Origin of the sequence: Micromonospora sp. NPDC002717, assembly GCF_040295705.1 — a bacterium.
GTDB lineage: Bacteria > Actinomycetota > Actinomycetes > Mycobacteriales > Micromonosporaceae > Micromonospora.
Map to the genome: position 1 here is coordinate 177471 of NZ_JBEOVW010000004.1, position 25910 is coordinate 203380.

Annotated in this window: 29 protein-coding genes; 14 read left to right on the plus strand and 15 right to left on the minus strand. The window is 72.3% G+C overall.

Going from position 1 to position 25910, the window contains the following annotated elements:
• Nucleotides 1-130: 130 nt before the first annotated feature.
• Both ABT006_RS08960 and ABT006_RS08965 read left to right on the plus strand, forming a co-directional pair.
• Nucleotides 131-1195, plus strand: a complete 1065-nt coding sequence (locus tag ABT006_RS08960) for a golvesin C-terminal-like domain-containing protein (RefSeq protein WP_350704437.1) — start codon at nucleotides 131-133, stop codon at nucleotides 1193-1195.
• A gap of 115 nt (nucleotides 1196-1310) precedes the next feature.
• Entirely contained in the window at nucleotides 1311-1436 is a 126-nt protein-coding gene (locus ABT006_RS08965) for a hypothetical protein (RefSeq protein WP_350704438.1), read from the plus strand.
• Here ABT006_RS08965 and ABT006_RS08970 read toward each other — a convergent pair.
• Nucleotides 1426-2433, minus strand: a complete 1008-nt coding sequence (locus ABT006_RS08970; protein WP_350704440.1) for a zinc-dependent alcohol dehydrogenase family protein — start codon at nucleotides 2431-2433, stop codon at nucleotides 1426-1428. The genes ABT006_RS08965 and ABT006_RS08970 overlap by 11 nt on opposite strands.
• A gap of 266 nt (nucleotides 2434-2699) precedes the next feature.
• On the opposite strand from ABT006_RS08970, the gene ABT006_RS08975 reads away from it, so the two are divergent.
• The gene (locus tag ABT006_RS08975; protein WP_350704442.1) at nucleotides 2700-3590 is read left to right on the plus strand and encodes a helix-turn-helix transcriptional regulator; all 891 of its coding nucleotides are present in this window, start codon (nucleotides 2700-2702) and stop codon (nucleotides 3588-3590) included.
• Between the two features lie 288 nt (nucleotides 3591-3878).
• The gene (locus ABT006_RS08980; RefSeq protein WP_350704444.1) at nucleotides 3879-4379 is read left to right on the plus strand and encodes a PQQ-dependent sugar dehydrogenase; all 501 of its coding nucleotides are present in this window, start codon (nucleotides 3879-3881) and stop codon (nucleotides 4377-4379) included.
• Nucleotides 4380-4495: 116 nt separating this feature from the next.
• On the opposite strand, the gene ABT006_RS08985 is transcribed toward ABT006_RS08980, so the two are convergent.
• Complete coding sequence (locus tag ABT006_RS08985; RefSeq protein ID WP_350704641.1) at nucleotides 4496-4678, minus strand: hypothetical protein; 183 nt, start codon at nucleotides 4676-4678, stop codon at nucleotides 4496-4498.
• Nucleotides 4679-4680: 2 nt separating this feature from the next.
• On the opposite strand from ABT006_RS08985, the gene ABT006_RS08990 reads away from it, so the two are divergent.
• The 5 genes from ABT006_RS08990 to ABT006_RS09010 all read left to right on the plus strand — a co-directional run bounded on the left by ABT006_RS08990 (nucleotide 4681) and on the right by ABT006_RS09010 (nucleotide 9370).
• Nucleotides 4681-5724, plus strand: coding sequence for an NAD(P)-dependent alcohol dehydrogenase (locus ABT006_RS08990; RefSeq protein WP_350704639.1), 1044 nt, complete (start codon nucleotides 4681-4683; stop codon nucleotides 5722-5724).
• 105 nt (nucleotides 5725-5829) lie between these two features.
• The gene (locus ABT006_RS08995; RefSeq protein ID WP_350704446.1) at nucleotides 5830-6078 is read left to right on the plus strand and encodes a hypothetical protein; all 249 of its coding nucleotides are present in this window, start codon (nucleotides 5830-5832) and stop codon (nucleotides 6076-6078) included.
• Nucleotides 6075-6944: a PhzF family phenazine biosynthesis protein gene (locus tag ABT006_RS09000; protein WP_350704448.1), complete on the plus strand. Its 870-nt coding sequence runs from the start codon at nucleotides 6075-6077 to the stop codon at nucleotides 6942-6944. The genes ABT006_RS08995 and ABT006_RS09000 overlap by 4 nt, the downstream gene beginning before the upstream one ends.
• A gap of 776 nt (nucleotides 6945-7720) precedes the next feature.
• Nucleotides 7721-8791: an FUSC family protein gene (locus tag ABT006_RS09005; RefSeq protein WP_350704450.1), complete on the plus strand. Its 1071-nt coding sequence runs from the start codon at nucleotides 7721-7723 to the stop codon at nucleotides 8789-8791.
• Between the two features lie 282 nt (nucleotides 8792-9073).
• On the plus strand, nucleotides 9074-9370 hold the full coding sequence (locus ABT006_RS09010) for a GYD domain-containing protein (RefSeq protein ID WP_350704452.1): 297 nt from the start codon (nucleotides 9074-9076) through the stop codon (nucleotides 9368-9370).
• Here ABT006_RS09010 and ABT006_RS09015 read toward each other — a convergent pair.
• From ABT006_RS09015 to coxB, 10 genes are all read right to left on the minus strand, one after another.
• On the minus strand, nucleotides 9348-9569 hold the full coding sequence (locus tag ABT006_RS09015) for a hypothetical protein (RefSeq protein WP_350704453.1): 222 nt from the start codon (nucleotides 9567-9569) through the stop codon (nucleotides 9348-9350). The two genes, ABT006_RS09010 and ABT006_RS09015, sit on opposite strands and share 23 nt — an antisense overlap.
• 278 nt (nucleotides 9570-9847) lie before the next feature.
• On the minus strand, nucleotides 9848-11602 hold the full coding sequence (gene qcrB, locus ABT006_RS09020; protein ID WP_350704455.1) for a cytochrome bc1 complex cytochrome b subunit: 1755 nt from the start codon (nucleotides 11600-11602) through the stop codon (nucleotides 9848-9850).
• A complete protein-coding gene (locus ABT006_RS09025; protein WP_350704457.1) occupies nucleotides 11599-12462 on the minus strand; it encodes a QcrA and Rieske domain-containing protein in 864 nt (287 codons plus the stop codon). The genes qcrB and ABT006_RS09025 overlap by 4 nt, the downstream gene beginning before the upstream one ends.
• A complete protein-coding gene (gene qcrC / locus ABT006_RS09030; RefSeq protein ID WP_350704459.1) occupies nucleotides 12459-13325 on the minus strand; it encodes a cytochrome bc1 complex diheme cytochrome c subunit in 867 nt (288 codons plus the stop codon). Before qcrC ends, ABT006_RS09025 begins: the two co-directional genes overlap by 4 nt.
• Nucleotides 13326-13329: 4 nt before the next feature.
• Entirely contained in the window at nucleotides 13330-13719 is a 390-nt protein-coding gene (locus ABT006_RS09035) for a c-type cytochrome (protein WP_350704461.1), read from the minus strand.
• Nucleotides 13716-14606 (minus strand): cytochrome c oxidase assembly protein, encoded by an 891-nt coding sequence (locus ABT006_RS09040; RefSeq protein ID WP_350704463.1) that lies wholly within the window; start codon nucleotides 14604-14606, stop codon nucleotides 13716-13718. Before ABT006_RS09040 ends, ABT006_RS09035 begins: the two co-directional genes overlap by 4 nt.
• Complete coding sequence (locus ABT006_RS09045) at nucleotides 14603-14992, minus strand: hypothetical protein (protein WP_350704465.1); 390 nt, start codon at nucleotides 14990-14992, stop codon at nucleotides 14603-14605. Before ABT006_RS09045 ends, ABT006_RS09040 begins: the two co-directional genes overlap by 4 nt.
• The gene (locus ABT006_RS09050; protein ID WP_350704467.1) at nucleotides 14992-15621 is read right to left on the minus strand and encodes a cytochrome c oxidase subunit 3; all 630 of its coding nucleotides are present in this window, start codon (nucleotides 15619-15621) and stop codon (nucleotides 14992-14994) included. Before ABT006_RS09050 ends, ABT006_RS09045 begins: the two co-directional genes overlap by 1 nt.
• The gene (gene ctaD / locus ABT006_RS09055) at nucleotides 15618-17546 is read right to left on the minus strand and encodes a cytochrome c oxidase subunit I (RefSeq protein WP_350704469.1); all 1929 of its coding nucleotides are present in this window, start codon (nucleotides 17544-17546) and stop codon (nucleotides 15618-15620) included. The genes ABT006_RS09050 and ctaD overlap by 4 nt, the downstream gene beginning before the upstream one ends.
• Before the next feature lie 21 nt (nucleotides 17547-17567).
• Nucleotides 17568-18539: a cytochrome c oxidase subunit II gene (gene coxB, locus ABT006_RS09060; protein WP_350704471.1), complete on the minus strand. Its 972-nt coding sequence runs from the start codon at nucleotides 18537-18539 to the stop codon at nucleotides 17568-17570.
• A gap of 202 nt (nucleotides 18540-18741) precedes the next feature.
• On the opposite strand from coxB, the gene ccsA reads away from it, so the two are divergent.
• From ccsA to ABT006_RS09085, 5 genes are read left to right on the plus strand one after another with little or no spacing between them, the layout of a single operon-like run.
• The gene (gene ccsA / locus ABT006_RS09065) at nucleotides 18742-19503 is read left to right on the plus strand and encodes a cytochrome c biogenesis protein CcsA (protein WP_350704472.1); all 762 of its coding nucleotides are present in this window, start codon (nucleotides 18742-18744) and stop codon (nucleotides 19501-19503) included.
• The gene (locus ABT006_RS09070; protein ID WP_350704474.1) at nucleotides 19500-19907 is read left to right on the plus strand and encodes a cytochrome c maturation protein CcmE; all 408 of its coding nucleotides are present in this window, start codon (nucleotides 19500-19502) and stop codon (nucleotides 19905-19907) included. Before ccsA ends, ABT006_RS09070 begins: the two co-directional genes overlap by 4 nt.
• The gene (locus ABT006_RS09075) at nucleotides 19897-21837 is read left to right on the plus strand and encodes a heme lyase CcmF/NrfE family subunit (RefSeq protein WP_350704476.1); all 1941 of its coding nucleotides are present in this window, start codon (nucleotides 19897-19899) and stop codon (nucleotides 21835-21837) included. Before ABT006_RS09070 ends, ABT006_RS09075 begins: the two co-directional genes overlap by 11 nt.
• On the plus strand, nucleotides 21834-22373 hold the full coding sequence (locus tag ABT006_RS09080; protein ID WP_350704478.1) for a TlpA family protein disulfide reductase: 540 nt from the start codon (nucleotides 21834-21836) through the stop codon (nucleotides 22371-22373). The genes ABT006_RS09075 and ABT006_RS09080 overlap by 4 nt, the downstream gene beginning before the upstream one ends.
• Nucleotides 22370-23260: a cytochrome c-type biogenesis protein CcmH gene (locus ABT006_RS09085; protein ID WP_350704480.1), complete on the plus strand. Its 891-nt coding sequence runs from the start codon at nucleotides 22370-22372 to the stop codon at nucleotides 23258-23260. The genes ABT006_RS09080 and ABT006_RS09085 overlap by 4 nt, the downstream gene beginning before the upstream one ends.
• A gap of 329 nt (nucleotides 23261-23589) precedes the next feature.
• Here ABT006_RS09085 and ABT006_RS09090 read toward each other — a convergent pair whose 3' ends face one another.
• The 3 genes from ABT006_RS09090 to ABT006_RS09100 form a co-directional block, all read right to left on the minus strand.
• Nucleotides 23590-24027, minus strand: coding sequence for a helix-turn-helix transcriptional regulator (locus ABT006_RS09090; RefSeq protein ID WP_350704482.1), 438 nt, complete (start codon nucleotides 24025-24027; stop codon nucleotides 23590-23592).
• 155 nt (nucleotides 24028-24182) lie between these two features.
• Nucleotides 24183-25406, minus strand: a complete 1224-nt coding sequence (locus ABT006_RS09095) for an RNA polymerase sigma factor (RefSeq protein WP_350704484.1) — start codon at nucleotides 25404-25406, stop codon at nucleotides 24183-24185.
• Nucleotides 25403-25762 (minus strand): YciI family protein, encoded by a 360-nt coding sequence (locus ABT006_RS09100; protein ID WP_350704486.1) that lies wholly within the window; start codon nucleotides 25760-25762, stop codon nucleotides 25403-25405. The genes ABT006_RS09095 and ABT006_RS09100 overlap by 4 nt, the downstream gene beginning before the upstream one ends.
• Between the last annotated feature and the right edge of the window lie 148 nt (nucleotides 25763-25910).

The following is a 25910-nucleotide window of genomic DNA, read 5'->3' on the forward strand; positions in this document are numbered from 1 at the left end:
GACGACGTGGCGTCATCGCGCATGCCCACGTACGCGAGGTTCGCCGGGCGGAGGCGGACAACGCCAGACCGGCGCCGTGGTGGGCGCCTCACACTCCCCCATTGCCCGTCCCTGCATCCGAGAGGCACCCATGCTCAGCAACACCCCCCTGCGGCGCCGCACCCTGTTGGCCGCCGCGGCCGGCGCCGCATTCGCGCCCATCGTCGCTGGCCAGGCCCGGGCCGCGATCCCCCGCGTCTACCTCGACCCGGGGCACGGCGGCACCGACCCCGGCGCGGTCGGGAACGGCCTGCAGGAGAAGGCACTCACCCTCGACATCGCCCTGCAGCTGCGCAGCATCCTGCTGGCCAACTGGAGCGTCGACGTGCGGATGTCACGGACGACCGACGTCACCCGCAGCCTCACCTACCGCACCGACGACGCCAACGCATGGGGCGCCGACCTGTTCGTGAGCGTCCACATCAACTCGGGCGGCGGCACCGGCTTCGAAAGCTACCGGTACCCGACGGCGGACTCGGCTACGGTCAACCTGCACAACGCACTGCACTCGAGGGTCCTCTCGGGCATGCGGACGATCGGTGGGGTCGCCGACCGGGGCCAGCGGACGGCCAACTTCCACGTACTCCGCGAGACCACCATGCCGGCGGTCCTCACCGAGAACCTGTTCATCGACACCGTCGCCGACGCGAACCTGCTCAAGCGGGCCGACTTCATCACCGCCACCGCCCACGGGCACGCCCAGGGCATCGCGCAGTACCTGGGGCTCGGCAGCACTCCCCCGCCCGCATACAGCACCATCGTGGACAACGCCACCGCGGGTCGCTTCACCGCGAGCACCAACTGGGGCACGTCGACCTACTCGGCACAGCGGTACGGAGCCGACTACCGGTTCGCCAACCCGGTGGCCGCGAGCGACGCGGCATGGTTCAAGGTCAGCATTCCGCAGTCCGGCAACTACCGCGTCGAGGTGCGGCACCCGGCGGACCCCGGCTACAACAGCGCGACGCCGTACGTGATCGTCACCGCGGCGGGAAACCAGACGGTGCACGTGGACCAACGCACCAACGGCGGCGTCTGGCGTTCGATCGGAACCTTCAACCTCGCTGCCGGCGACCGCAACCTCGTCGGTGTGAGCCGTTGGAGCAGCGCCGGCGGATACGTGATCGCCGACGCGGTACGGGTCACCCGGGTCTGAGGCGCCGGCCTCGGCGTCGAGTGGGAGGGCGCGGCCCGTGCCTGGTCACGCTCCGCGCCCTCCCTGGCAGAGTGACGACGCGGCCGACGGCAGGTGGTCACGCGAGCTGCCGTCGGTGCTCGTCGTCGGTCACGTGGTTGAGCTGCGTGACCCGGTGGCCGGATTGACGACGGTGCTGCGGCGCGGCGTGCGCTGCCATGGCGGCTGCCCGCTCAAGGTGGCGCGGTTCGTCAGGGATTGAGGAGGACCTTGACGGCCCGTCGCTCGTCCATGGCCTTGTAGCCCTCGGCGGCCTGCTCAAGGGGGAGACTGAGGTCGAAGACCTTGCCAGGGTCGATCTGCCGGTTCCAGATCAGGTCGATCAGGTCTGGCAGGAAACGGCGCACCGGTGCCGGACCGCCGTGCAGGTGTACGTGCGAGAAGAACAGCTCCTCGCCGGGCAGTTGGACATCGTGGGCCACCCCGACGTAGCCGACGTGGCCGCCGGGACGGGTCGAGCGGATGGACGTCATCATCGACTCCTGGGTGCCGACCGCCTCGATCACCGAGTGCGCCCCGACGCCGTCGGTGAGGTCCTTGATGCGTGCGACACCGTCATCGCCGCGCTCGGTGACGATGTCGGTGGCACCGTAGTGGATCGCCAGTTCCTGACGGGGCTCGTACCTGCTCATCGCGATGATGCGTTCCGCGCCGAGCTGCTTCGCCGCCAGAACGGCGAGAAGACCGACCGCACCGTCACCGACCACCGCGACGGTCTTGCCCGGGCCGACCTCGGCGGCCACGGCGCCGAACCAGCCCGTGCCGAGCACGTCGGAGGCAGCGAGCAGATCCGGGATCAGGTCGTCCGAGGGAGTGTCGGGTGCGGCGACCAGGGTGCCGTCGGCCAGAGGGACACGCAGGTACTGGGCTTGGGCGCCGAGTCCGCCCACCGGTTCCCGCTGGATGCACGAGGTCTGGTAGCCAGCCCGGCAGATCAGGCAGGTGTTGTCGGAGGCGAAGAACGAGCCGATGACGAACTGGCCCGGCCTGATGTTCTCGACCTCGCTGCCGACCTCCTGGACGACGCCGACGTACTCGTGGCCCATCGGGGACGGCCCCCTGACCGCTTCGACGCCCCGATACGGCCACAGGTCCGAACCGCAGACACAGGTCGCGGACAGGCGAATGATCGCGTCGGTCGGAAGCAGGATCCGGGGATCCTCCCGCGTTTCCACGCGGACGTCGCCAGGGGCATGCATGACCACACCACGCACAGGTTCTTCCTTTCCGAAGGACCGGACGCGATCCGGTCTGTTACGCTCCCCCGCCTACCCGAGTAGGCCGTGATGATGCCGCCATCCGGGCGTGCTACCCGCCTGGGGACCACGACAGTCGCTCCCACCGGGCGCGGCGGCGCGCTCCTCGCCATCCAGCGAAGCCCGGCAGCGCCCGCTCAGGGAGTTTCTCCTGGAAGGTGTACTGACAGGGCACCCCATTGGCCAACCGTGACACGTACGGTCGAGACGTGGACAACCGCACGGAGGTCCGCGAGTTCCTCGTCTCGCGGCGCGCCAAGATCAGCCCGGAGCAGGTCGGCCTGCCCGCCGGCACCAAGCGGCGGGTCCCGGGACTACGCCGCAGCGAAGTCGCGTCGCTCGCCGGCGTGAGCATCGAGTACTACTCGAAACTCGAACGAGGCGCCATCGCCGGAGTGTCGCCCGGTGTGCTGAACGCCATCGCACGGGCGCTCCAACTCGACGACGCAGAGCGGGCGCACCTGTTCGACCTCGCCCGAGCCGCGGAGGGCAGCGGCGCCCTCATGCGGCCCCGGCGCCGCACCGCGCGGCAGTGGTCGGTGCGTCCCAGCCTGCAATGGACCCTCGACGCGGTGACCCAGGGCCCCGCGTTCGTGCGCAACGGCCGCATGGACCTGCTCGCCGCGAACCGGCTCGCCCGCGCGTTCTACGCCGACGTGTACGCCGATCCGCAGCGCCCCGCCAACATCGCGCGGTTCACCTTCCTGGACGAGAAGGCGCACCGCTTCTACCCGGAATGGGATCTCGCCGCCGACGTCTGCGTCGCCATCCTCCGTACGGAAGCGGGCCGCGACCCCCACGACAAGGACCTCCACGACCTCGTCGGTGAGCTCTCCACCCGCAGCGGCGAGTTCCGCGAACGCTGGGGAGCCCACAACGTGAGGCACCACGGCACCGGCGCCAAAACGTTCCGCCACCACATCGTCGGCGACCTGACCCTCGCCTACGAAGGGCTGGAGATGGCCGCGGAGCCCGGCCTCACCCTCACGATCTACACCGCCGAGCCCGGCTCCCCATCCGAGGACGCGCTACGCCTGCTCGCCTCCTGGGCCGCCTCCAAGGAAGCGGACGCCGACACACAAGCCGCTTTCACGGATTGATGCCACGGTCGACCACGTCCCCGGCCTTACCTGCGTGGCCCGCCCTGGCCACCCCGCCTGATCCCGATGCCGGTGACCTGGGCAGAAGCGCCGCTCGGGACATGGGTACCGGCAGGCCGCGCATCGGCGGCTCTGCGTCGGCCGCAGCAAGCCCACTGATGATCCGGGCCCCGCCCGGCTCGAGTTGGAAGCTGACCGCCCCCGCACCCACAGCCGTGATGACAGGGCACCCACGCGGTTCTTCAGCGGCCGACGGAACACGCTCCCCAGCAGTCTCAGAGGAATCAGATGGCAATCGGCACGACAGGCAGACGGTGGCGTGCGGCGTGCGCCGCGCTGCTCATCGTGGGCGTGCAGGGCCTGGCCTGGGACTCGGCTGGACGGCTCTTCGCCACCGAGTTCGGGCAGAACGAACTGGACGAGGTCAACCGCATCGAGCCGGGACGCAACTACGGCTGGCCCCGGGTCGAAGGAACCGGTGACACGGACGGTGGGCGGTACACCAACCCGCTCGTCACCTGGACCGTCCGTGAGGCCTCGCCGTCGGGCATGGCCATCGCCGCCGATGTCGCATACGTGGCGGCGCTGCGAGGCGAACGGCTGTGGACCATCCCCCTCGACGGCGGCACCGCCGGCGAGCCGTCGGCGCGACTGGAGGACCGCTACGGCCGCCTGCGGACCGCGCAGGTCGCACCCGACGGAGCGTTGTGGCTGACCACCTCCAACACCGACGGCCGCGGTGACGTACGCGACGGTGACGATCGAATCCTGCGCTTCCCCGCCCGATAGCCACGAGGCGTGGAACCTCGCGGACCTCGGTGCGATTGTCCACGTTCCGACGCACCTCTGCGGCTCGCCGTGGGGTGCCCTGCCAGTACACCTTCCATCAGAGACTCCCCAGCAGGTCACAGACGAGGTTTCCTGGATGGCGAGAACGCGCCGAGCAGCGGGCCGCCGCCTGAGCCCACATAATGCGGCACCAGCGCCATCCCGCGCGACGGCGGCACCCCGACGCCCTGCTCGGGCAGGTGCCCGTAAGCGCAACCGGCCGCGCCGCGACCAAGCCTCGTCACGAAGAACAGGAGCAACCATCATGCGTGTTCACGCCTACGCAGCACCCAGCCCGTCCGAGCCGCTGGCCCCCACGATCATCGAGCGGCGTGACGTCGGTCGCAACGACGTGCTCATCGAGATCACGTACGCGGGCATCTGCCACTCCGACATCCACACCGTTCGCGGTGACTGGGGACCCCAGCCCTACCCGCTGGTGCCCGGCCACGAGATCGTCGGCATCGTCACCGAGGTGGGCCCCGAGGTCACCCGGCATCAGGTCGGGGACCGGGTCGGGGTCGGCTGCATGGTGAACGCCTGCCGGGACTGCGTGAACTGCCGCACCGGCGACGAGCAGTACTGCGTCAACGGCATGGTGCCCACCTACGGCGGGGTCGACCGGGACGGCACCGTCACCCAGGGCGGCTACGCCACCCACGTCGTGGTCGATGCCGATTTTGTCCTGTCGGTGCCCGAGGGAATCGACTTCGCGGCCGCCGCGCCGCTGCTGTGTGCGGGCATCACCACCTACTCGCCGCTGCGCCGTTGGGGCGCCGGCCCGGGCAAGAAGGTCGCCATCGTCGGCCTCGGCGGGCTGGGGCACCTGGCAGTCAAGATCGCCCACGCCCTGGGTGCCGAGGTGACCGTGCTGTCCCAGTCGCTGAAGAAGCAGGAGGACGGACTCCGCCTGGGCGCCGACCACTACCACGCCACGAGCGACCCGGACACCTTCCAGCAGCTCGCCGGCCGGTTCGATCTGATCATCAACACGGTCAGCGCCCCCATCGACGTCGACGCCTACCTGAACCTGCTCGCCGTCGACGGCACCCTCGTCAACGTCGGCGCCCCCGCCGAGCCGCTGACCCTCAACGTCTTCTCCCTCATCGGCGCTCGACGCTCCTACGCCGGCTCGATGATCGGCGGCATCCGCGAGACCCAGGAGATGCTCGACTTCTGCGCCGAACACCGCATCGGCGCCGACGTCGAACTCATCTCCGCCGACAAGATCAACGATGCCTACGAACGCGTCCTCGCCTCCGACGTCCGCTACCGGTTCGTCATCGACACCGCCACCCTCGGCTGACCCGAGGTTCCCTGACCGGCTCCGCTCGGGCGGCCCGCGGCCGAGCGGAGCCCACGGTCCCGAGGACAACGCTGAGCAACAGCCCGTCAGCGGCGGAGAAGGCGAATGACCGCGAGGCGGTACCGTATCGGAAACGTAGCGTTGGAGAAGGCGGGCGGAATCGACGTGCAGCACCGACCGGCCGAGCTGCCAATGGCCCGCATCGTCGAGCAGCAACCGGATACCGCGTACGCTCCCAGCGTGCTCGGGCACCACGCCTACCAGGCGCTGTGCCCGCTTGTACGCTGGTCCGACGACTGGGCGGGCGCCCTCGCCGGCCACACGGCATCTACCGACGAAGGGATGCCGGCATGACCGGCTTCTCCCGCCGCGACGTGACGATCGTCGACGCCTGCACGCTCGGGGGACAAGGCGGCAGCCCCACCGCCGTGCTGATCGACGACCCGGCACTCGGCGATGGCGCGCGCCGCGTGGCAGTTCGCGACGCAGGTACCTCACACGCGGCGTTCGTGGACACCGGTACGGACACTGTCCGGTTCTTCACCACGCATGGCGAGCTCACCAACTGCGGGCACGGCACCGTGGCCGCCCAGGCGTTCCTGCTGCGCCGTCGCGGCTCAGCAGAGCATTACGGGCGCCAGCGGACCGGTGGCCGCATCTTCGAGACCACGGCGGTCGAGCGCGACGACGGCATCGAGGTGTGGTTCGACCAGGGCCTCATCGGTCTTCAGGACGGCGTTCCCGCAGGCCTCGACGGGGTCCTCGGCGCCCTCGGTGTCGGGCCGGACGCCATCGCCGCGGACGACACCCCGAGCGTCGCGTCGCCGGGAACGCCGCGACTGCTCGTGCCCGTCAAGACGGCGTCGATCCTGCGCTCCCTGCGACCGGATCTGCCCCGGCTCGCCGCCGAATGCCGCCGCCTCGGTTACCTCGGCTGCTTTGTCTACACGATGTCTCCGGTCGACGGCAGGGCGGTGGCGCGCATGTTCGCGCCCGCCATCGGAGTCGGCGAGGATGTCGTCAACGCCAACAGCAGCGGATGCCTCGCCGCGCACCTTCATGTGACACATGGCCGGAGCAGCGTCGAGGTCGAACAGGGACACTCGGCCGGGCGCCCGTCCCTGGTGTTCGCCACCGCGACAACCACCCCGGAGGGCATCTTGACCCGGGTCGGCGGAACGGCCGTTGTCCGAAGCGGAGTCGAGGACACGACGGCCTGACGCTCTGTCCTGGATGGCGCCCTGACGCGAGCCAGTGGTGTCCGGGTCGTCCAGGCCTCGGACCGGCGCCTGATCGTTGGGCTACCCCTCGTCTGTCGCCATCCGAGTTGGCTACCACCCAACCGCAACGCTGCCTAACAGTGCGCCGTGAGCTCCACCGTCAATCGCGGGCTGCTCGTCGCGGACGTCACCGTCGCGGGACAGCGCAACTTTGATCTGACGGCATTGCCGTCAATGACCCAGACAGCGCGGCTTGTGCGACGGCTTGCCGGAAATGGGGGGATGTCGATGGCTCCGGTGGAGCCGGGCGTTCAGGTAGGTCGCCGCTCGCCGGCTGGCTCCGCGCCGCCGGTACTCGGCGTCAGCAGCGGCCTGCGGCCGGGCACGGCACTTCGTCACGCCCGCACCGTACGATGCCTCGCCGTGCGGTGGGCCCGGCACGCCACGCCGTCGAGAGGGTGTGGCATTTCCGTGGCTTCCCTCAGGGCCCATCGCTCCAGCGTTGTGGCCGCTCCCGTGGGCCCTGGCTTCTCACCGCCCGACGCAGCGCTGGTCGCCCCTCGTGCGGGTGTGGGGCGAGGCGACGGCCAGGGGCACCCAGGTCGGCCAGACGGGCCGATTCGACAGCGGCTCCGCGGGTAGGCTCGGCCATGGCGGACTCCCGACCACAAGCGCGTGACCGCATGCCGCTTGCTTCGCTTGATGCCAGCGCGCGACGGGTCGCGGCCCGCGCATGGCGGCGCAGCGAGAGAGGGGGGCGGCTGCGGCGACGTCAGATGGAGATCATCGCGGTGATCGCGGTGCAATCCGGTCTCGCCGCGGCGCTGGCATGGTGGTTGGCGCATGACCTGCTCGGCAATCCGAGTCCTGTCTTCGCACCCAGCGCAGCGGTCGGCACCATCGTCGCCGCTGTCGGCCAGCGTGCCCGACGTACCGCCGTTCTGCTGGCCGGGGTAGGGCTCGGGATCGCAATCGGCGACGGTTTGATCTTCCTTATCGGCACCGGCCCGTGGCAGACCGGCGTGGTGGTCTGCCTGGCCGTCGGTCTCGCGCTGGGCATCGCCGGAGGCGCCGGAACGCTGGTCAGCCAGGTCGCCGGCACGGCCGTGCTGATCGCGACGTTGTCCCCGAGCGACCGGAACCTCGAGGTGCCCAGGATCGTCGACGCGGTCGCCGGCAGCCTGGTCGGCCTCGTGGTGGTCGCGCTGTTGCTGCCCCTCAACCCGATCAGAGTGCTCAACCGGGCCGCCGACCCCGTCGTGCACACCCTCAACTGCTACCTACGCGGGATCGCCGAGGCGCTGCGCGCCCACGACGCCGACCAGGCCCAACAAACACTGGACGGACTGGGGGCGATGGAGCCGGACGTGCAGCGGCTCCGCGAGGCGCTCAGCGGCGCCCAGGAAGTGGTGACCATCGCCCCGGCCCGGTGGAACCGACGCACGGAGTTCGAGCGGTACGCCCGAGCTGTCACCTGCATGTACTGGATCATCGGCGACAGCCGGGACCTCGCCCGCCGAGCGGCGATCCTCATCCGCCACCAGGAACCGCTGCCCGCGGCACTGCCCGACGCCGTCGACACCCTGTCCGACGCGATACGGCAACTGCAGCAGGACTGCCCCCGCGGACGTTCCCTCGATGCCGCCAGGCACCGGGCCGTCCAGGCCGCTGAGACAGCAGGACAAGCCAGCCGCGAGGAGGTGGGAACCTACGGCAACGCCGTCGTGGCGCAGGTACGCGTCGCCGCCGGCGATCTGCTCCGCGCCACCGGCTGCTCCAGCGACGACGCCGCTCGCGTGATCCGCGACGCGGCGCGCCGCGGCGAAGCGACTGAAGAGGGCATCTGATCCGCGTAGTGGCTGACTCATTTCGGCTGTTGCGGTGGGGTTGGTTCGTGGGCGTGCAGCGGCGTGGATATCGGTCGGACTTGTCGGGTCGCCATCGCTGGATGTACGGCTGCTCGACGGGAGGCCGCTGAGCGGGGCGCGCCAGAGAGGTGAGAGTTGCCGGAGGGGATCCGCCCACCGGACGACGAGGGCACTCGTTCTGGTGCGTACTTGATGCGGATTCCGGCTGTTATGCCCTGAATTAACCTTACGATGAGGTCTCTTCATGGAGGTGAAGGACCGATGCCAACGTATGTCGCGTTGCTGAACTGGACCGATCAGGGGATCCGAGGCTACAAGGACACCGCGAAGCGCGCCGAGGCTTTCGCCGCAGCGACCCAGAATCTCGGGGCGAATCTCCTGAACATTTACTGGACCGTCGGTCCGTACGACGTCGTGGCCGTCGTCGAGGCGCCCGACGACGAAACCGCCGCCGCAGCGCTCCTGCAGCTCGGCGGGGCGGGCAACGTCCGTACCACGACCCTGCGGGCCTTCGGTCGAGATGAGATGGACCGCATCATCGCCAAAGCCGCTGGCTAAGGCCTTCCACACACTGCCATACGACGGGCCGCCACACCTGCAGCGCAAGGGCGGTGTCGAGCGCGGTAAAAACCGGTGGCAGGAAGATCACGCCGGGAGCGGCCCGCGGCAACCATCGGCAAGCACGCCGCGCACCGGCCAGCGCCGTCGAGGCCAGCTCGCCGAGGAGGCCCAAGCAGAGCAACGTCGCGTAGCTCACGCCGCCACCGGCCGCCGGTGAGCGGCCCGGTCGCGCCGGTGTCGACGGCGCTTCCGCCGCGCCCGGGCCGGCCGCCCGTCTCCAGTGCTTCGAAGCCGCCGTGCACGTCGCCGCCATCAACGGGTGGCTGTGACGGACTTCGACACCAGCCCCGAGGCGTGGGTGGCCAGGATGGTGGTGCGCAGGCCGACGACCGCGGTGACGTGGAGCAGAACCGCCTTGACCGCCACCGAGACAAGTTTCGTGCCGTCCCCGCAGTTCCGTCATCGCCGTACCGGTCAGTCCGACGGCCCCGACCGCCCGTCCGGCCGGTCGCCGTCCGGGCCGGGACGGTCCGGTCTGCGCACCCGCCGCCGCTGCGCCAGGGCCGTCACCAGCAGGGACACCCCGAGCGCGGCGTCGCCCCAGCGGCGCAGCGCGGACCGGAGGCCGGGAGCCGGCGGCGGGGGCCCGGGAACGACGACGCGGTCCACCCCCGGGTACGCCAGCCGGGACGCCCGGGCCACCTCGTGCTCCGACTCCCCCGACAGGTTTCCGTGGATGGTGACGTCCCGGGCGTCGTCGCGGTAGCGCCAGCGCCACAGGTCGCCCTCGGACCACACCTCGATCCGCTCGCCCGGCAGCGGCGCCTGCGCGGCAGGCCCGGGCGGCCGGTACGCCCGCCCCGCCTCGCCCCCACGGCGGGGCCCACCGACGGCCCGCCGCAGGTCGGCGCGGGTGAGATCGCCGATCCCGGCGGCGTCGCCGCGGTTCAGGGCCCGCGCCACCAGGTACGCGAGCAGCCCGGCCGCCACGGGCAGCAGCAGGACCAGCACCTGCAGCAGCGAGCGCACGTCATGGGTCGGCACATCCAGCAGCCGGGCGATGAGGTCGTCGCCCGCGGCGACGGTCAGCACCCCGTAGAAGGTGATGGCGGTGACGCCGACGCCGGTGCGCGCGGGGTGGTCGCGGGGGCGGTCGAGCAGTTGGTGCGGCCGGCGGTCCTTCGTGCGCAGCCGCTCGGCGAACGGCCAGGCGTACAGGGCGAGGAAGGTCAGCCCGCCCAGCACCACCCCGGGGACGAACGGGGCGGGCACGAGGTACCCGGCGATTCGGATCTCCCACGGCGGGAAGAGGCGCAGCGCCCCGTCGCCGAAGGCGACGTACCAGTCGGGTTGGGCGGGGGCCGTGGCCTCGGCCGGTTCGAACGGTCCGTAGATCCACACCGGGTTGATCTGCACCAGCCCGCCGAGGGCGAACAGCACGGCGAGCACCCAGGCGAACAGGGCCAGCGAGCGCAGGGCGTAGCTGGGCCAGAGCCGGGAGCCGACGACGTTGTGTTCGGTCCGTCCCGGGCCCGGGAACTGGCTGTGCGTCTGCCGCACGATGATCGCCAGGTGGATCGATACCAGCGCGACGAGGATGGCCGGGACCAGCAGCACGTGGCTGACGAACATCCGGGGAATCATCTCGTCGGAGGGAAATTCGCCGCCGAGAGCCAGGAACGCCAGCCACGGCCCGACCACCGGGACGGACTCCGTCACCGAGACGAGGATCCGCAGGCCCATACCGGAGAGCAGATCGTCCGGCAACGAGTAGCCGGTGAAGCCGTTGAACAGGGCCAGGGCCAGCATGGTGACGCCGATCAGCCAGTTGATCTCGCGCGGCTTGCGGTACGCCCCGGTGAAGAAGATCCGGATCAGGTGCACCACGATCGCGGCGACGAAGACCAGCGCCGCCCAGTGGTGTGTCTGCCGGATCAGCAACCCGGCAGACACGTCCCAGCTCAACCGCACCGTCGAGGCGTACGCGGCGGAGGTGGGGACGCCATCCAGCGGCGCGTAGCTGCCCTGGTAGACGCGTTCGGCGACGCTGGGGTCGAAGAAGAGGGTCAGGTAGACGCCGGTGAGGATCAGCGCGACGAACGAGTAGAGCGCGATCTCGCCCAGCATGAACGACCAGTGGTCGGGGAACACCTTGGCCAGGGCTTTGCGGGCGACGGGAGACAGCCGCAGCCGGTCGTCGAGGGCGCGGGCGAACCGGTCGACGATCACGGCCGGCCCCAGAAGCCGGCGCCGGGTGGGGCGGTGAAGTCACCGGTGGCGCGCAGGTGGCCGTCCGGACCGACCTCGATCGGCAACCCGGGCAGCGCCCGGGCGGCCGGCCCAGACACCGGACGGGCCGCGGCGAGCAGGTCGAACGCGGACTGGTGGCAGGGGCAGAGCAGTTGCCCGGTACCTGCCAGGTAGAGGCGGACCGGGCAACCGGCGTGCGTGCACAGCAGCGAGTAGACGACCAAGCCGTCGAGGTGACCGCCGGCCGGTGGCCGGGTGAAGCGTCGCGGGTCGAGGCGGACCGCGAAGGCGGGCCCGTCACCGGCGTCGACGCCGCCTTCCGGGAAGACCGCGACCATCGTGTCCGCCGGCACGTCCTCGGGGCGCAACAGTCGCCCCTCGCGGGTCACCAGCCGCACACCGAACGCCCAGGGCGTGTCCTTCCGTGCCGTCACCGGGCGGGCGCGGTCGAACGGCAGCAGGGAGCGCAGCGGGAAGAGCGCGGTGACGCCGAGGGCGGCCAGCGCCAGCCCGAGCGCGGCGAGTGGGCCACGGCGGCGCAGCGGGCTGTCCTCGGCCGTGAGCTCCGCCGCCGCCAGCGCCTGCGTGCGCGGCGGTGGGGTGAACCCGGCGTGCTCCTCGACGTAGCCGCCGGACGGCACGAGCCGCCGCCCCCAGACCGCGAGACCCACGGCCAGACCGGCGAAGGCCACCGCGAGCGAGACGCCCTCCCACTGCGTCTGGCCGCCGAGGACGTAGGTCACCGCGAAGCCGACCGCTCCGGCGGCGCTGACCAGGAAGGCCGCGACGATGCGGCGGGTCACACCCCGGTCGGGCACCGGTGCGCCGCTGTCGCTCACTCGCCAGCCCTCCCGCCCAGCCAGCGCGCTGCCGCGACGAGCAGCCCCAGCACGACGATCCACGCCACGAGTCCCTCAGCCAGCGGGCCCAACCGGCCCAACGGGTTCCCGCCCCGGTCCAGTCGGTCGCTCTGCAACCTCCGCACGTAGGTGACCACGTCGTTGACCTGCTGGTCGCTGAGGACCTGGCTGGGAAAGACCGGCATCAGACCGGGACCGACCCGCACCGCCTCGGCCACCTGCACCGCGGTCGCGTCGTACAGGGGTGGGGCGATCGATCCGTTGGTCAGGTACGCGCCCGCCCCGGTCGCGCCGTGGCAGGGTGCGCAGGTGGCGGCGAAGATCTCCCGGCCGTTGGTGACGCTGCCGGGTACGACCTGCGGGATCTGCGGGCCGCCGCCGAAGGTGCCGACGTGGCCGACCAGCGCCGCGATCTCGCCGGCCGAGAACACCGGCTCGGCACGTCGGGGCTGCTGCCGCTCGGCCGAGAGCGGCATCCGGCCGGTGGAGACCTGGAAGTCGACCGAGGCGGGCCCGACACCGATCAGGGAGGGCCCCCGCTGGGCGCCCTGGCCCTGGGGGCCGTGGCAGCTGGCGCAGCGCTGCCGGTAGAGCTCGGCGCCGCGGTCCGCCGGTGCCGACGTGGTCGGTGCCGCCGTGGTCGACGGCGGTGCGGACGTGGACGCCGCCGACGTGGTCGGTGCTGGCGTGGCCGGTGCGGACGTGGCCGGTTGGGGGTCGGGCTGCGCCGCGACGCCGGGTCCGGCGGCGAGCGCCAGCACCGCACCGACGGCGAGGGCCCGCCGGGGGTGCAGCCGCGTCCTGCGGCCCCGTCCGGCGGTGATCGTTGCTGGTTGGTCCACGGCCTCAGTCCAGTGTGTACAGGTAGGCGGCGATGTCCTGCGCGTCGATCGGGTCGATGCCCAGGTCCGGCATGGCGGTGCCGGGCTCGACCGCCTGCGGGTCGGCGATCCAGCGCCGCAGGTTGTCGGCGTTGTTCGGCAACGCGCCGGCGATGTAGGAGCGGGCGCCGAAGCGGGTCAGGGGCGGGCCGACCAGCCCGTTCGCCCGGTCGATGCCCGGGATGACGTGGCAGGAGCCGCAGCCGTGCTCGACGATGAGCTGTGCGCCGCGCTCGGGGAAGCCGACGCGGACCTCCGGCGGTGGCGGCGGGGCGGTGCTGGCGCAGCCGGGCGCGACGAGCACGACCGGCAACACCACCAGGACCGGCCACAGCGACCGGATTCTTCGCGTCATCGCGCCCCCGCTCCGGTATGCGTGGTGACGACCGGGCCGCTCTGTTCCGGCGGGGTCACCCGGTCCGGGCTCTGCCGGTGCAGGCGCAGCAGCCAGCGCAGGAAGATGGTCAACGTCGCGACCAGCACGACCACGTCCATCGGCGCCCACATCAGCAGGCCCGCCACCTGTTGATCGGTGAGCGGGTTGGGGCCGAGCGCCTCGGCCGGGTAGACCGGTCGCGGCGCGAAGGTGAGCACCGCGCCCAGCGCCGAGGCCGGCAGCATCGTGGCGACCAGGAGCAGCACCGCGATCGGGGCGGGCAGGCGGTGCTGCGGCGCGCCGAGCACCGGCGCCCACAACAGCCAGGCAGCGGTGACGAAGCAGAGATGCTCGACGGCGTGCACGAGCGGCTGTTGCAGGGCGGCGACGTAGGGCCCGGGCAGGTGCCAGACCCACAGCACCAGCGTCTGCACCCCACCGGCCAGCGCAGCCGTGGTCACCGGCCGGCGCAGCCACCGGGCGGTGGGGGCGGCCCGGAGCCGGGCCAGTCGTTGCCGTAGCGGCTGCGGACAGGCGAGGGTCAGCGGCAGCCCGGCGGCGCCTGCGGCGAGCAGCGGCCCGGCGACCAGCAGCAGTGCCATGTGCTGGATCATGTGCCCGGTCAACGACCGCCCGGCCAGGTCGGTCAGCGGAGGGCCCTGCGCGGCGAGCGCGACCAGCACGCCGAGGCCGAAGGTGCCCACCCGCCAGCCCGGCAGGACGCGTCCCGCGCCGCGGCGCGCCCAGAGCTCGTGTACGCCGCGACCGTAGCCGGCGGCCAGCAGAGCCAGCGTCAGCACGAGCAGGATGTCGAGCAGCCCGGCCACGACGGACGCCTCCTGCGGCACGCCGCCGGTCGCGGTCATCCCTGGCATGGCGCCAGCACCAGCAGGGCGGCCCCGCCCAGGACGATGATGGTCAGGAAGAGCAGGTTCAGCCAGATCCCCACGACGGCGAGCATCCTGGTGCGGGAGACAGACCGGTCCGCGCCGTCCTGGCGGATGCGCCGCCAGGCCAGCCCGGCGGCGAGCAGCGATCCCACGGTGGCCAGCGCCGGCAGCACCACCGCCAGGGTGACGACCAGGCGCAGCGGCACGGCGCCGACGCGCGTGGAGCCGGAGGCGCAGGTGAGTTCCTCGACGCCCCAGGCGACGATCAGGTGCACGGCCCAGGCGAGCGCGCCGCCGAGGACCCCGTACCAGAGCAGCAGCCCGCCGGCGAGGCGGGCGCGCTGACCGGGCTGGACGCTCATCACAGCCACGGCGAGAGGTAGACGGTGAACAGGATGGCGGCCCACACCGCGTCGACGAAGTGCCAGTAGATGGCCGTGTTGCGGACCCGGTCGTGGCGGTGGCCCCCAAGGCTGCCGCCGCGCAGCGAGGCGGCGAGCAGCCGGCTCAGCATGGTCAGCCCGACCAGCACGTGCAGGCCGTGGAACCCGGTGATGACGTAGAACAGCGAGCCGTAGACGTTGGTGGTCACGGTGAACTCACGCAGCAGTTCGGCGTACTCGGTGGCCTGCAGGGCCAGGAACGTCAGCCCGAGAAGCAGGGTGGCGGCGACGCCGATGTTCAGCCGCCGGCGCCGCCCGGCGCGGATGCCGCGTTCCGCCCAGATCAGGGGCAGGCTGCTGGGCAGCAGCACCGCGGTCATCACCAGCGGGCGCAGCAGCGCCGGCTCGGCGATTCCGTCGGGGGGCCACGGGGAGCCGTGCTGGAAGCGCAGGTAGAAGTAGCTGCCGAGCAGGTAGGCGAACAGGGTCGCCTCGGTGGCGACGAACATGACCATTCCCCACCAGCCGATGGAGCGGCCGACCGGCAGTTCCGTGGTCAGCGCCTCGGCGCCGGTGGCCGCCGCGAGGCCGCCTCGGGCGTCTCTCATCCGGTCACCCCCGGCTCCGCCTCCGGCCGGCGCGGCGGCCAGAGCCAGACGGCCAGCGTCGCGGCGACGGCCAGCGCGGCGACGGCGGCGACCGGGTACCAGGCGAACAACATCGCGGTGAAGAAGACGAGCAGCTCCACGGCGACCAGGAGCGGCTGCAGGGAGGCCTCGGGCATCTGGACCGCGCGTTCGCGCCGGCCGTCCAGTTCGCTGGTGATCAGCGTCGTCCGGCCGTCGGCGAGGATCCGGTCACCCGTGGCGCCCGCGCCCATCGACTCCATGCTCTGGGCGTCCCAGACGGGATGCAGGCTGTGCACCCGCGGCAGCACCGGGAAGTTGTAGGGCTGCGGTGGTGATGGGGTCGCCCACTCCAGGCTGTCCCCGCCCCACGGATCGGCCGGGGCGGGCCGGCCGCGCCGGATCGCGTGCCCGACCCCGATCAGCACGAGCAGCAGCCCGACCGCGAGAAGGTACGCCCCCGCCGTGCTGACCAGGTTCCACCGCTCCCAGCCCAGCTCTCCGGGATAGGTGTAGACGCGTCGGGGCATGCCCCACAGGCCGTAGAGGTGCATCGGGAAGAACGTGACCTGCATGCCGGTGAACACCAGCCCGAACGCCCACCGGCCGAGCCGCTCGTGGTACATCCTGCCGGTGATCTTCGGCAGCCAGTAGTAGATGCCGGCGAGGATCGGAAACAGCGCGCCGCCGACGAGCACGTAGTGGAAGTGCGCCACGACGAAGTACGAGTCGGTGATCTGCTGGTCGAAGGCGGTGATCGCGAACATGGTGCCGGTGAAGCCGCCGACCACGAAGGTCACCAGGAATCCGATCAGGAACAGCATCGGCACCCGGAGGACCACCCGGCCGAGCAGCATGGTGGCCAGCCAGGCGAAGATCTGGATGCCCGACGGGATGGTGATGATCGTGCTGGCCGCGCTGAAGAAGCTGTAGGACAGCTGCGGCAGCCCGGTGGCGAACATGTGGTGCACCCACACGCCGAAGGAGATGATCGCGATGGACACGATGGAGAGCACGATCAGCGCGTAGCCGACCACGCCCCGACGGGTGAAGGTCGGCAGCACCGCCGAGACGATGCCCAGTGCCGGCAGCACGATGATGTAGACGTCCGGATGGCCGAAGATCCAGAACAGGTGCTGCCAGAGCAGCACGTTTCCGCCGGCCTCCGGATCGAAGAAGTGGGTGCCGAACCGGCGGTCGAGGAACAGCATCGCGTTGTCCAGGTTCAACGCGGGCAACGCAAAGATCACCATGAACGCGGTGGCGACGATCGCCCAGACGAACAGCGGCACCCGGTCGAGCGACATGCCGGGGGCGCGCAGCTTCAGCGCGGTGACGATGAAGTTGATCGAGCCGGCGGTGGTGGCGATGCCGAGGAACAGCAGCCCGAGGGTGTAGACGTCGATGTTCAACCCGGGCAGGCTCTGCTCACCGGCCAACGGCACGTACGCGAACCAGCCGGCGTTCGGGGCGGCGCCGAAGGGCAGGCTGGCCCACATGAACAGCCCGGCGGAGAGGAAGATCCAGTAGCCCAGCGCGTTCAGCTTCGGAAACGCCATGTCCCGCGAACCGATCATGAGCGGGACCAGGTAGTTGCCGAAGCCGAAGAGCATCGGGGTGGCGAACAGGAAGATCATCGCCGTGCCGTGCATGGTGAACAGCTGGTTGTACTCGTCCGGGGTGAGCAGGGTGGACTCGGGGCGGGCCAGTTGGGTGCGCATCGCCAGCGCGCTGATGCCGGCGAGGGCGAAGAACAGTCCGGCGGTCACCAGGTAGCGCCGCCCGATCCTCTTGTGGTCGACGGTGCCGAACCAGACGACCAGGGACGGCCGCTCACCCCAGTGCTGTTGCAGCCGTGCCAGGTCCTCGCGGGTCGCGCCGGTCGGCGGTGCGGCAGCGGTCGACATGTCGTCACCTCCCCCGTGTGGTCACTTCAGCGACTGCAGGTACGCGATGAGGTCCGGCAGCCGCGCGGCATCGATCGGTTGCGGCGGCATGTAGCTGCCGGGTTTGACGGTCTGCGGGTTGGCGATCCAGCCGCCGAGGTGGCCGGCGTCGTTCGGCACCGCGCCGGCACCGAGGCTCCAGCGAGAACCGACGTCGGACAGGTCGGGACCGGCCCGGCCGTCGGCGGTGCCGCGGACGGCGTGGCACCCGGCGCAGGTGCCCTGGACGAACGCCTGCCGCCCGCGCTGTTCGGCGTCGGTCCGCGGCTGCCGGGCCGGCGAGCCGAGTCGGGCCAGCCAGGCGTCGAACTGCGGGCGGGGCTCAGCCACCACCAGGAACGCCATGTGCGCGTGCTGGGTGCCGCAGTACTCGGCGCACTGGCCACGGTAGGTGCCCGCCCGCTCGGCCTCCAGCCACGTCTCACGGGTCTCGCCGGCGATCAGGTCGGTCTTGGGCATCAGCTGCGGCACCCAGAAGCTGTGCAGCACGTCCGCGGACCGTAGCCGCACCCGGACCCGCTCCCCCACCGGGATGTGGAGCTCGTTGGCGGTCGCCCCGGCGATTCCCGGCACCCGCACCTCCCACCACCACTTGTGGCCGGTGACCTCGATGGTCGGCGCCTGCGGCTCCGGGCCGGCGCCGAGCATCGCCAGGTCCCGCAGCCCGACGCCGTAGACCGCGACCAGGATGAGCAGCGGAACGCCGGCGCCGGCGACGGCCACGAAGCGCAGTGGCTGGCCGTGCCGGACCCGGGTCGTCGGGGCGCGGCGGAACAGCAGCGCCCAGGCCAGCAGCGCCATCACCTCGACGAAGACCGCCAGGGCTATCCAGAACAGCAGCCACCAGGTCCGCTCGACGCGCTCGGCGCCGGTCCCCGCGGTGTCGAGCGTCGACGGCGCGTCCGTGGCACAGGAGGTCAGGGCGAACAGCGCCGCCAGGGTGCCGAGCGCCATGACGGTGCGACGGTGCGACCGCCGCGCGGTCCCACCGGCCGTCGACGCCGCTGACCTGTCCACCGCCAGGGACGGTAGCGGCACCAACCGCTTTGGTGCCGCAATTACGCCAAAAGCCGTCTATCGCCTTCTTTGGGCCGCTAGCGTCCTGTTCGAGCGATAGCCAGCGGAAGCGCCCGGTCGGGGCGCGGACAGGGAGATCATGCACCAGCGGGTCCTCGATCTCGTCGCGGATACCCCGCGGGCCGCCGCCGGCCGCCGCACCCTGGCCTGGACCGCCGGCGGGTTGGCTGCCGCGGCGACCCTGACCGGCGGGTTGGTGGCGCCCGCGGACCAGCTCCAGGGGCAGGCGCAGCGGCTGATGTACCTGCACGTCCCGGCCGCGTGGGTGGCCTACGCCGCCTTCGCGGTCGTCCTGCTCGGCAGCGGCGCCTACCTGCTCAACCGGGATCTGCGGTTCGACCGCCTGGCCCGGTCGGCGGCCGAGATCGGCGTCGTGCTGACCGCCGCCGCGATCGCCACCGGCGCCGTCTGGGGCCATCTCGTCTGGGGCACCTGGTGGGCCTGGGATCCGCGGCTGGTGAGCAGCGCCCTGCTGCTGGCGGTGTACGCCGGTTACCTGGCGCTGCGCCGCCTGCTCAGCGAGCGGCACGCCGCGGCGGACAGCGCCGACCATCGGGTCGCCCGTCCGGTGGCCGCCGTCGGCGTTGCCGCGTTCCTGCTGGTACCGGTGGTGCACTTCTCGGTCGTCTGGTGGCGCTCCCTGCACCAGCAGGCGACGGTACTCGCGCCGCAGCGCCCCCCGATCGACCCGCGGATGGGGGCGGCTCTGCTGCTCGCGGTCGCCGCCGCGACGGCCGCCGCTCTCTGCGTCCTGCTGCGCCGGCTGGCGGCTCTGGAACGCCAGTGCGCCCCTGCCGTGCAGCAGGCGAGGGCGGCGCGGACGCCGGTCCGGACGGGATGACCCGCCGCATCGGCCGGATCGCAGTCGGCCTGGTCGGCCTTTCCGCCGGTGCCCTGCTGGCGGCCGCCGCCATGCAGGGCACTCTCACCTTCTACCGCACCCCGGCGGAGGTGTCCCGGGATCCGCAGGTCCGTCAGGAACGGCTGCGGGTGAGCGGCCAGGTGGTACCCGGCTCGCTGCGCCGTGCCTCCGATCGGACGGAGTTCCGGCTCGCGGAGGACGGCCACGAGATCGCCGTGCGGCAGCGCGGTGTGCCGCCGGAGACCTTCCGGGAGGGCGAGGCGGCCGTCGTCGAAGGCCGCTTCTCCGCCGACGGGGTCTTCGACGCGGATCAGGTCGTCGTTCGGCACGGCAACGAGTACCGGCCTTCGACCACCCCGGGAGGGCCGGCGGATGGCCGGTGAGTTCGGCACCGCGAGCCTCGCCGCCGGCCTGGTCACGGCCACCCTCGCCGCCCTGCTCTGGCTGCGCGCCGGGCTGTCCGGCGGGCCGGTCAGGGTGGCACGCGCCGCGACCGTCGCCAGTTTCCTGGCCGCCGTCCTCGGTGGCGCCGTGCTGGAGTACGCCCTGCTGCGCCACGACTTCAGCGTCCGGTTCGTGGCCGAGAACGGTGGACGGGACGTGCCTGTCTACTACACCGTCACCAGCCTCTGGTCGGCACTGGACGGCTCGCTGCTGCTGTGGCTGGTCATCCACTGCGCGATCGCCGCGCTGCTGGCAACTCGGGCGTCGCGGTACCCGGCCCGGCTGCACGCGTACGCCATGCTCGTGGTCAGCGCGGTCGGCATGTTCTTCTTCGCGCTGACCTACTTCGCGGCGAACCCGTTCCGGGAGGTGCGGCCGGTGCCGCTCGACGGTCCCGGACCCAACCCACTGCTGCAGCAGCACCCCGCGATGGGGGTGCACCCGCCCCTGCTCTACGTGGGCTACATCGGCCTGGTCGTGCCGTTCGCGTTCGCGCTCGCCGGGCTGCTCGCCGGCCGGGACGGGCACCACTGGCTGCGCGCCGCCCGGCCCTGGGCCCTGGTCGCCTGGTCGGCGCTCACCGCCGGGATCGGGCTCGGCGCCTGGTGGTCCTACGCCGTGCTGGGCTGGGGCGGATACTGGGCCTGGGATCCGGTGGAGAACGCCTCCCTGTTGCCCTGGCTGACCGCCACCGCGCTGCTGCACACGGCGCTCGGCGGTGCGCGGGCGCGGGCGGGTTGGAACGTCGTGCTGGCCTGCGCGAGCTTCCTGCTGGTGCTGCTCGGCACGTTCCTCACCCGCTCCGGCGCGGTGGCCAGCGTGCACGCGTTCACCGAGTCGCCGCTCGGTCCGATGCTGCTGGGCTTCGTCCTGCTCGCCATCGCGGTCTCGACCGTGCTGGTGGGATGGCGGGGCCCGGATGCGGTCCCGCGGAGCCGCACGCCGATGCTGTCGCGGGGCGCGGCCGTTCTGGTCAACGGGGTCCTGCTGCTCACCATCGCGGCGATGGTGCTGGTCGGCACGATCTTCCCGCTGCTGTCCGAGTCGCTCGGTGGGATCCGCACGGCCGTGGGCCCCCGCTACTACCAGCGGACCGCAGTGCCGCTGGCCGTCGTGGTGCTACTGGTGATGGGCGTGGTGCCCGCGGTGGTGTCGGCCCGGCGCGCGGGCGGGCTGCGCCGGCTGGGCGTGCCGTTCGGCGTCGCGCTGGCCGTCGTGGCCGTGCTGGGCTGGGCCGGCCGCCCCGGTGCGCCCGCCCTCGCCGCGTTCGGGGCCGCGGCGTTCGTCCTCACCGGCGTGGCGGGGCAGGCCGCCCGGGCCGCCCGCATCGTGACGGCCGCCCCCCGACTGAGCGCTGCGAGGCTCGGCGGCCTGCTGGCGCATGCCGGGATCGCGCTGGTCGCCGTCGGGGTCGCCGGCTCGTCGGCGTACGGCAGCAGCATCGAGCGGGAGATCCGGGTGGGCGAGACCCTACGCGTCGGCGGGGTCCAGGTGCGGCTGCTGGAGGTGCGTCGAACGGGCGACACGGATCGGATGGCGGTGACCGCCCGGCTCGAGCACGACGGCGGCGGGACACTGACGCCGGCCCTGCGCTACTTTCCCGCCCACGACACCGCCGTCACCGTTCCGCAGATCCGCACCGGAGTGGTCCGGGACGTCTACGTCACGCTGATCGCCGCCGGCGCGGACGGCGGCAGCGCGACCGTACGGCTCGCGGTGAATCCGCTGGTGGCTCTGCTGTGGGTCGGTGGCGGGCTGACGGCGGCCGGTGGGCTGCTCGCGGTGCCGGCGGCGGTGCGGCGCCGCCCTGCGCCCGGGGCCGCCGCCCCGACCGCGGCGGCGGTCACGCGGCCGGAGGTGCGGGTGTGAGCGTGCTCCGCGCGCGGCTGTGGCCGGCGCTGGTGCTGGTGGTCACCGCCGCCGTCGGCGCCGGCCTCGCCGCCGGCCTCGGCACGCCGGACCGATCGGCGCCGGTCGGCGCCTCGACCGGGGAACCCGCACCGCCGATCGCCGGCACGACCCTCGACGGGGGCCGGTTCAACCTCGCCGACGTGCGGGGGCATCCGGTGCTGGTGAACGTGTTCGCATCCTGGTGCGGGCCCTGCCGCGACGAGCTGCCGCTGCTGGCGGAGGCCGGCCGGCGGGGGCAGCCCGCCGGGTTGCGGATCGTCGGCATCAACCTGCGCGACGGGCCCGACGCGGTACGGGCGCTGCTGCGCGAGACCGGCGCGGAAGCGATGACGGTGGTGCCGGATCCCGACGGCACGCTGGCGATCGGCTGGGGGGTCCGGGGCGTGCCGGAAACCTTCCTGGTGGACCGGGACGGGCGGGTCGTGGACCGGCGCCAGGGCGTGGTCACCCGGCAGTGGCTGGAACAGCGGCTCGGTCCGCTGCTGGCCGGATGAGGCGGCGTCACGCCCTCGGCGGCGCCGTGCTGGCCGTCCTGCTGGCCGCGGCGGTCCTCGGCATGGTTCGTGCGGGCCAGCCCGCACCACGGCAGGATCCGGTCCGGTCGGTCGCCCTCGGGTTGCGCTGCCCGTCCTGCCAGGGCGAGTCGGTGGCCGACTCGCGTTCCCCGATCGCCGCCGGCATGCGGCAGGTCGTGGCCGACCAGCTCGCGCGGGGCCGCGACCCGGACGACATCCGGCGCTGGTTCGTGCAGCGCTACGGCGAGGAGGTGCTGGCCGATCCGCCGGTGCGCGGCTCCGGGCTGCTGCTGTGGGTCGTACCAGCCCTGACGCTGGTCGGCGCCGGGTACGCCGCGGTTCGGACGCTGCGCCCCCGTGCCCGGGGGGCGCCGGCGCCGGCACCGACGGAACCGGCGCCGGGCGTCGCGGCGGCCCGCCTGGCCTGGCGGGCCGGCTCGCTCGGTCTGGTCGCCGTCGTCGTGGCGGTGGCGGCCGCCGGGGCCCGCCTCGACGGGTCGACCGAGGGCGGCGAGCCACCGGACCCGGCGGCAGTGGCCGTGCTGCTCGCCCGGGACCTGGAGCAGCAGAGCCGCTTCGACGCGGCGGCGGAGCTGTACCGGCAGGCGTTGCAAACCCGTCCCGACGACGACGGCGTGCGGCTGCGGATGGGATTCGCGTTGGTCCGCGCCGGTGACACGGCCGGCGCGGAACGGGAGGCCCGGCAGGTGCTGGCGCGCGTCCCCGATTCGCCGGACGCGCTGCTGGTGCTCGGGCTGGCCCAGCGGCGGTCCGACCGGGCCCGGGCCGAGGTGACCCTGCGCCGCTTCCTGACCGCCGCCCCGGACCATCCCGCCGCCGCCGAGATCCGCCGGCTGCTCGCCTGACCCCCACCCGTGCCACGCGGCGACCTCGTTCGCCGGCGGGGTCGGCGCCCACCTCGCTCCCCCTGCGCCGGCTCACGCCCTCGGCCAGTCGCCCGTCGACAGCACGAGCATCCCCACGTCCGGACCATGCTCACCCGATCCGGTGAGTGCTCTACCCCTACCGGCGGTCATCGGGCAAGAACCGCGTCCGTTGGCAGTTCGGTGTCCTCGTGCCCCCGCCTGGGCGGATGCGCACGGCCTGGCCGACAGCACGGTGGCAGGTTCGGCCGAGTCGCCGTGGCAGCAGACCGAGTGCCTGATGGAGGTGCCGGACAGCGCAGTCGTCCGGATCAGGGTGCGGTTCCTGCACCTGCAAAGACGGGTGACCGAGGAACGGACGGCCGACGGCGGCTACCGGCCTGTCGACAGGAGCGATGCCGGGAGCCGCCCCGCGGCCTGTCGAAGGCGTCCGCCGAGCGCCGCAGGAAGGCATCCATGACGTGGTCCAGTTGCGCCAGGCGGGCGATCCACGACCGGAGGTCGTTGCGTCCCTTCGCCGTCAGCTCGTAGCGCCGACGCGCCGGGCCCGCCTCGGCGGCCTCCCACATCGACAGCAGCGAACGGTCGCGCTCCAGCCCGCGCAGCACCCGGTAGACCTGACCGGATTCCACGTCGGACATTCCCATCGCTTCAAGTCGCTCGATCAGGTCGTACCCGTAACCGGGTCGCTCGAAGATCAAGAGCAGGAGGAACGGATGCAGCAGGCTGCGCAGTTCACGCCCATGCATGTCAGTCCCTTCCGCGGTCGGGCCGCCGCTCCTCCTCGCAGCTAAGCACACCGAACCTCCCGAAAATGGATAAATGTCCAACTTGGGGTTGCGGAGTCGATGGCGTGGGAGCCCGGACCGGTGCCCCTTGAGCCACCGCCGGTCCACACCGTGGGTTACCGGGCGGCGAGTCGGGCCTGCCGGAGCAGGTACTCGCGTTCCGGAATGCTCGCCGTCTGCCGCGCCGCGGCCTGGTAATGGGCGACGGCAGCCTCGTGATCACCGGCTTGGTGGAGCAGGTGGGCCCGCACGGCGGCCAGGCGGTGGTTGCCCGTCATCCGGGGATCGGAGTCGAGCGCTTCCAGTAGTGTCAGGCCGGTCCGGGGCCCGTGGACCATGGCGGCGGCGACGGCGCGGTTGAGCGTCACGACGGGATTGTCGTCGAAACGCTGGAGCATGTCGTACAGGTCGAGGATGTGCGGCCAGTCGGTGTCTTCGGCACGGGCGGCCTGGCTGTGCGCCGCGGCGATCGCCGCCTGGATCTGGTAGGGGCCCGGTCGGCGGTGCGCCAGTGCCGCGGCGAGCAGCGTGATGCCTTCGTGAATGGTGCGGTGATCCCAGCGGCCGCGGTCCTGCTCCGCCAGCGGCACCAGTTCACCGGCGGGGCCGGTGCGCGCCGCCCGCCGGGCGTCGGTGAGCAGCAGCAGCGCGAGCAGGCCGGCGACCTCGGCGTCGCCGGGGCGGGCCCGGTGGACCGTGCGGGCCAGCCGGATCGCCTCGGTGGCCAGGTCCGTGCGGTGCAGGGCGGCGCCGGAGGTCGCCGTGTGCCCTTCGTTGAAGATGAGGTAGAGCACGTGCAGCACCGCCCGCAACCGACCGTCGTGGTCGTGCCGGGTGGGTGGTTCGAACCTGGCGCCGGCGTCCCTGATGCGCTGCTTGGCCCGGCTGATCCGCTGTGCCAGCGTCGCCTCCGGCACGAGCAGGGCATGGGCGATCTCCGCCGTGGTCAGCCCGCCCACCGCTCGCAGGGTCAGGACGATCTGCGAGGCCGCCGTGAGCGCGGGATGGCAGCACAGGAAGAACAGCGTCAGGGTGTCGTCGGACGCCTCGCCGGTGTCGGCCGCCGGAGCCAGCCAGTCGGCGGGTGGTACCTGCGCCGCGAGTGTCGCCTCGCGCCGCAGACGGGACTGCTCGCTGCGCAGGTGGTCGATCAGGCGTCGGGAGGCGACCCGGATCAGCCACCCCTGCGGGTTGTCCGGTACGCCTTCGGCGGGCCACTGCGTCGTCGCCGCCAGCAGCGCCTCCTGGGTGGCGTCCTCGGCCTCGTCGAAGTGCCCGTAGCGGCGCGTTACCGCTGCCAGGACCTGTGGCGCCAGTTCGCGCAGCAGGTCATCGCTCATCCGTGCACGGGCCGCAGTTCGACGCGGGTGGACACGACGCCGGCGAACCGGGCTGCCAACTCGACCGCACGGTCGTGGCTCGCCACATCGATGATGCCGAACCCGGCGAGAAACTCCTTGGTCTCGGCGTAGGGCCCGTCGGAGACCACCGGCGTGCCGCCGCGCAGGTCGACCGTCTGTGCGCGTGCCGGCTCGGACAGCCCGAAGGCGCTGACCAGCTCGCCGGTGGCGGCCAGTTCCTTCTGCAACGCCTGCATCGCTTCGAAGTGGGCGGCGATCTCCTCGGGCGACATCGCGTCCGGGCCGGTGCCGGCCAGTGCTTCCCAGGCCGACGGGCCACCGTAGGTCATCACCATGTATTTCACCGTCACCCTCCGCGTTCGCTCGATCGGACATTGATACCAGATCACAACGGTCGGATTCGGCCGGCAGGCCGCGCACCAGCGGGTGCGGTGTGCCCTCCGCGCGCCACACGTTCTGCCGGCTGCCCACAACGCCGGCCTT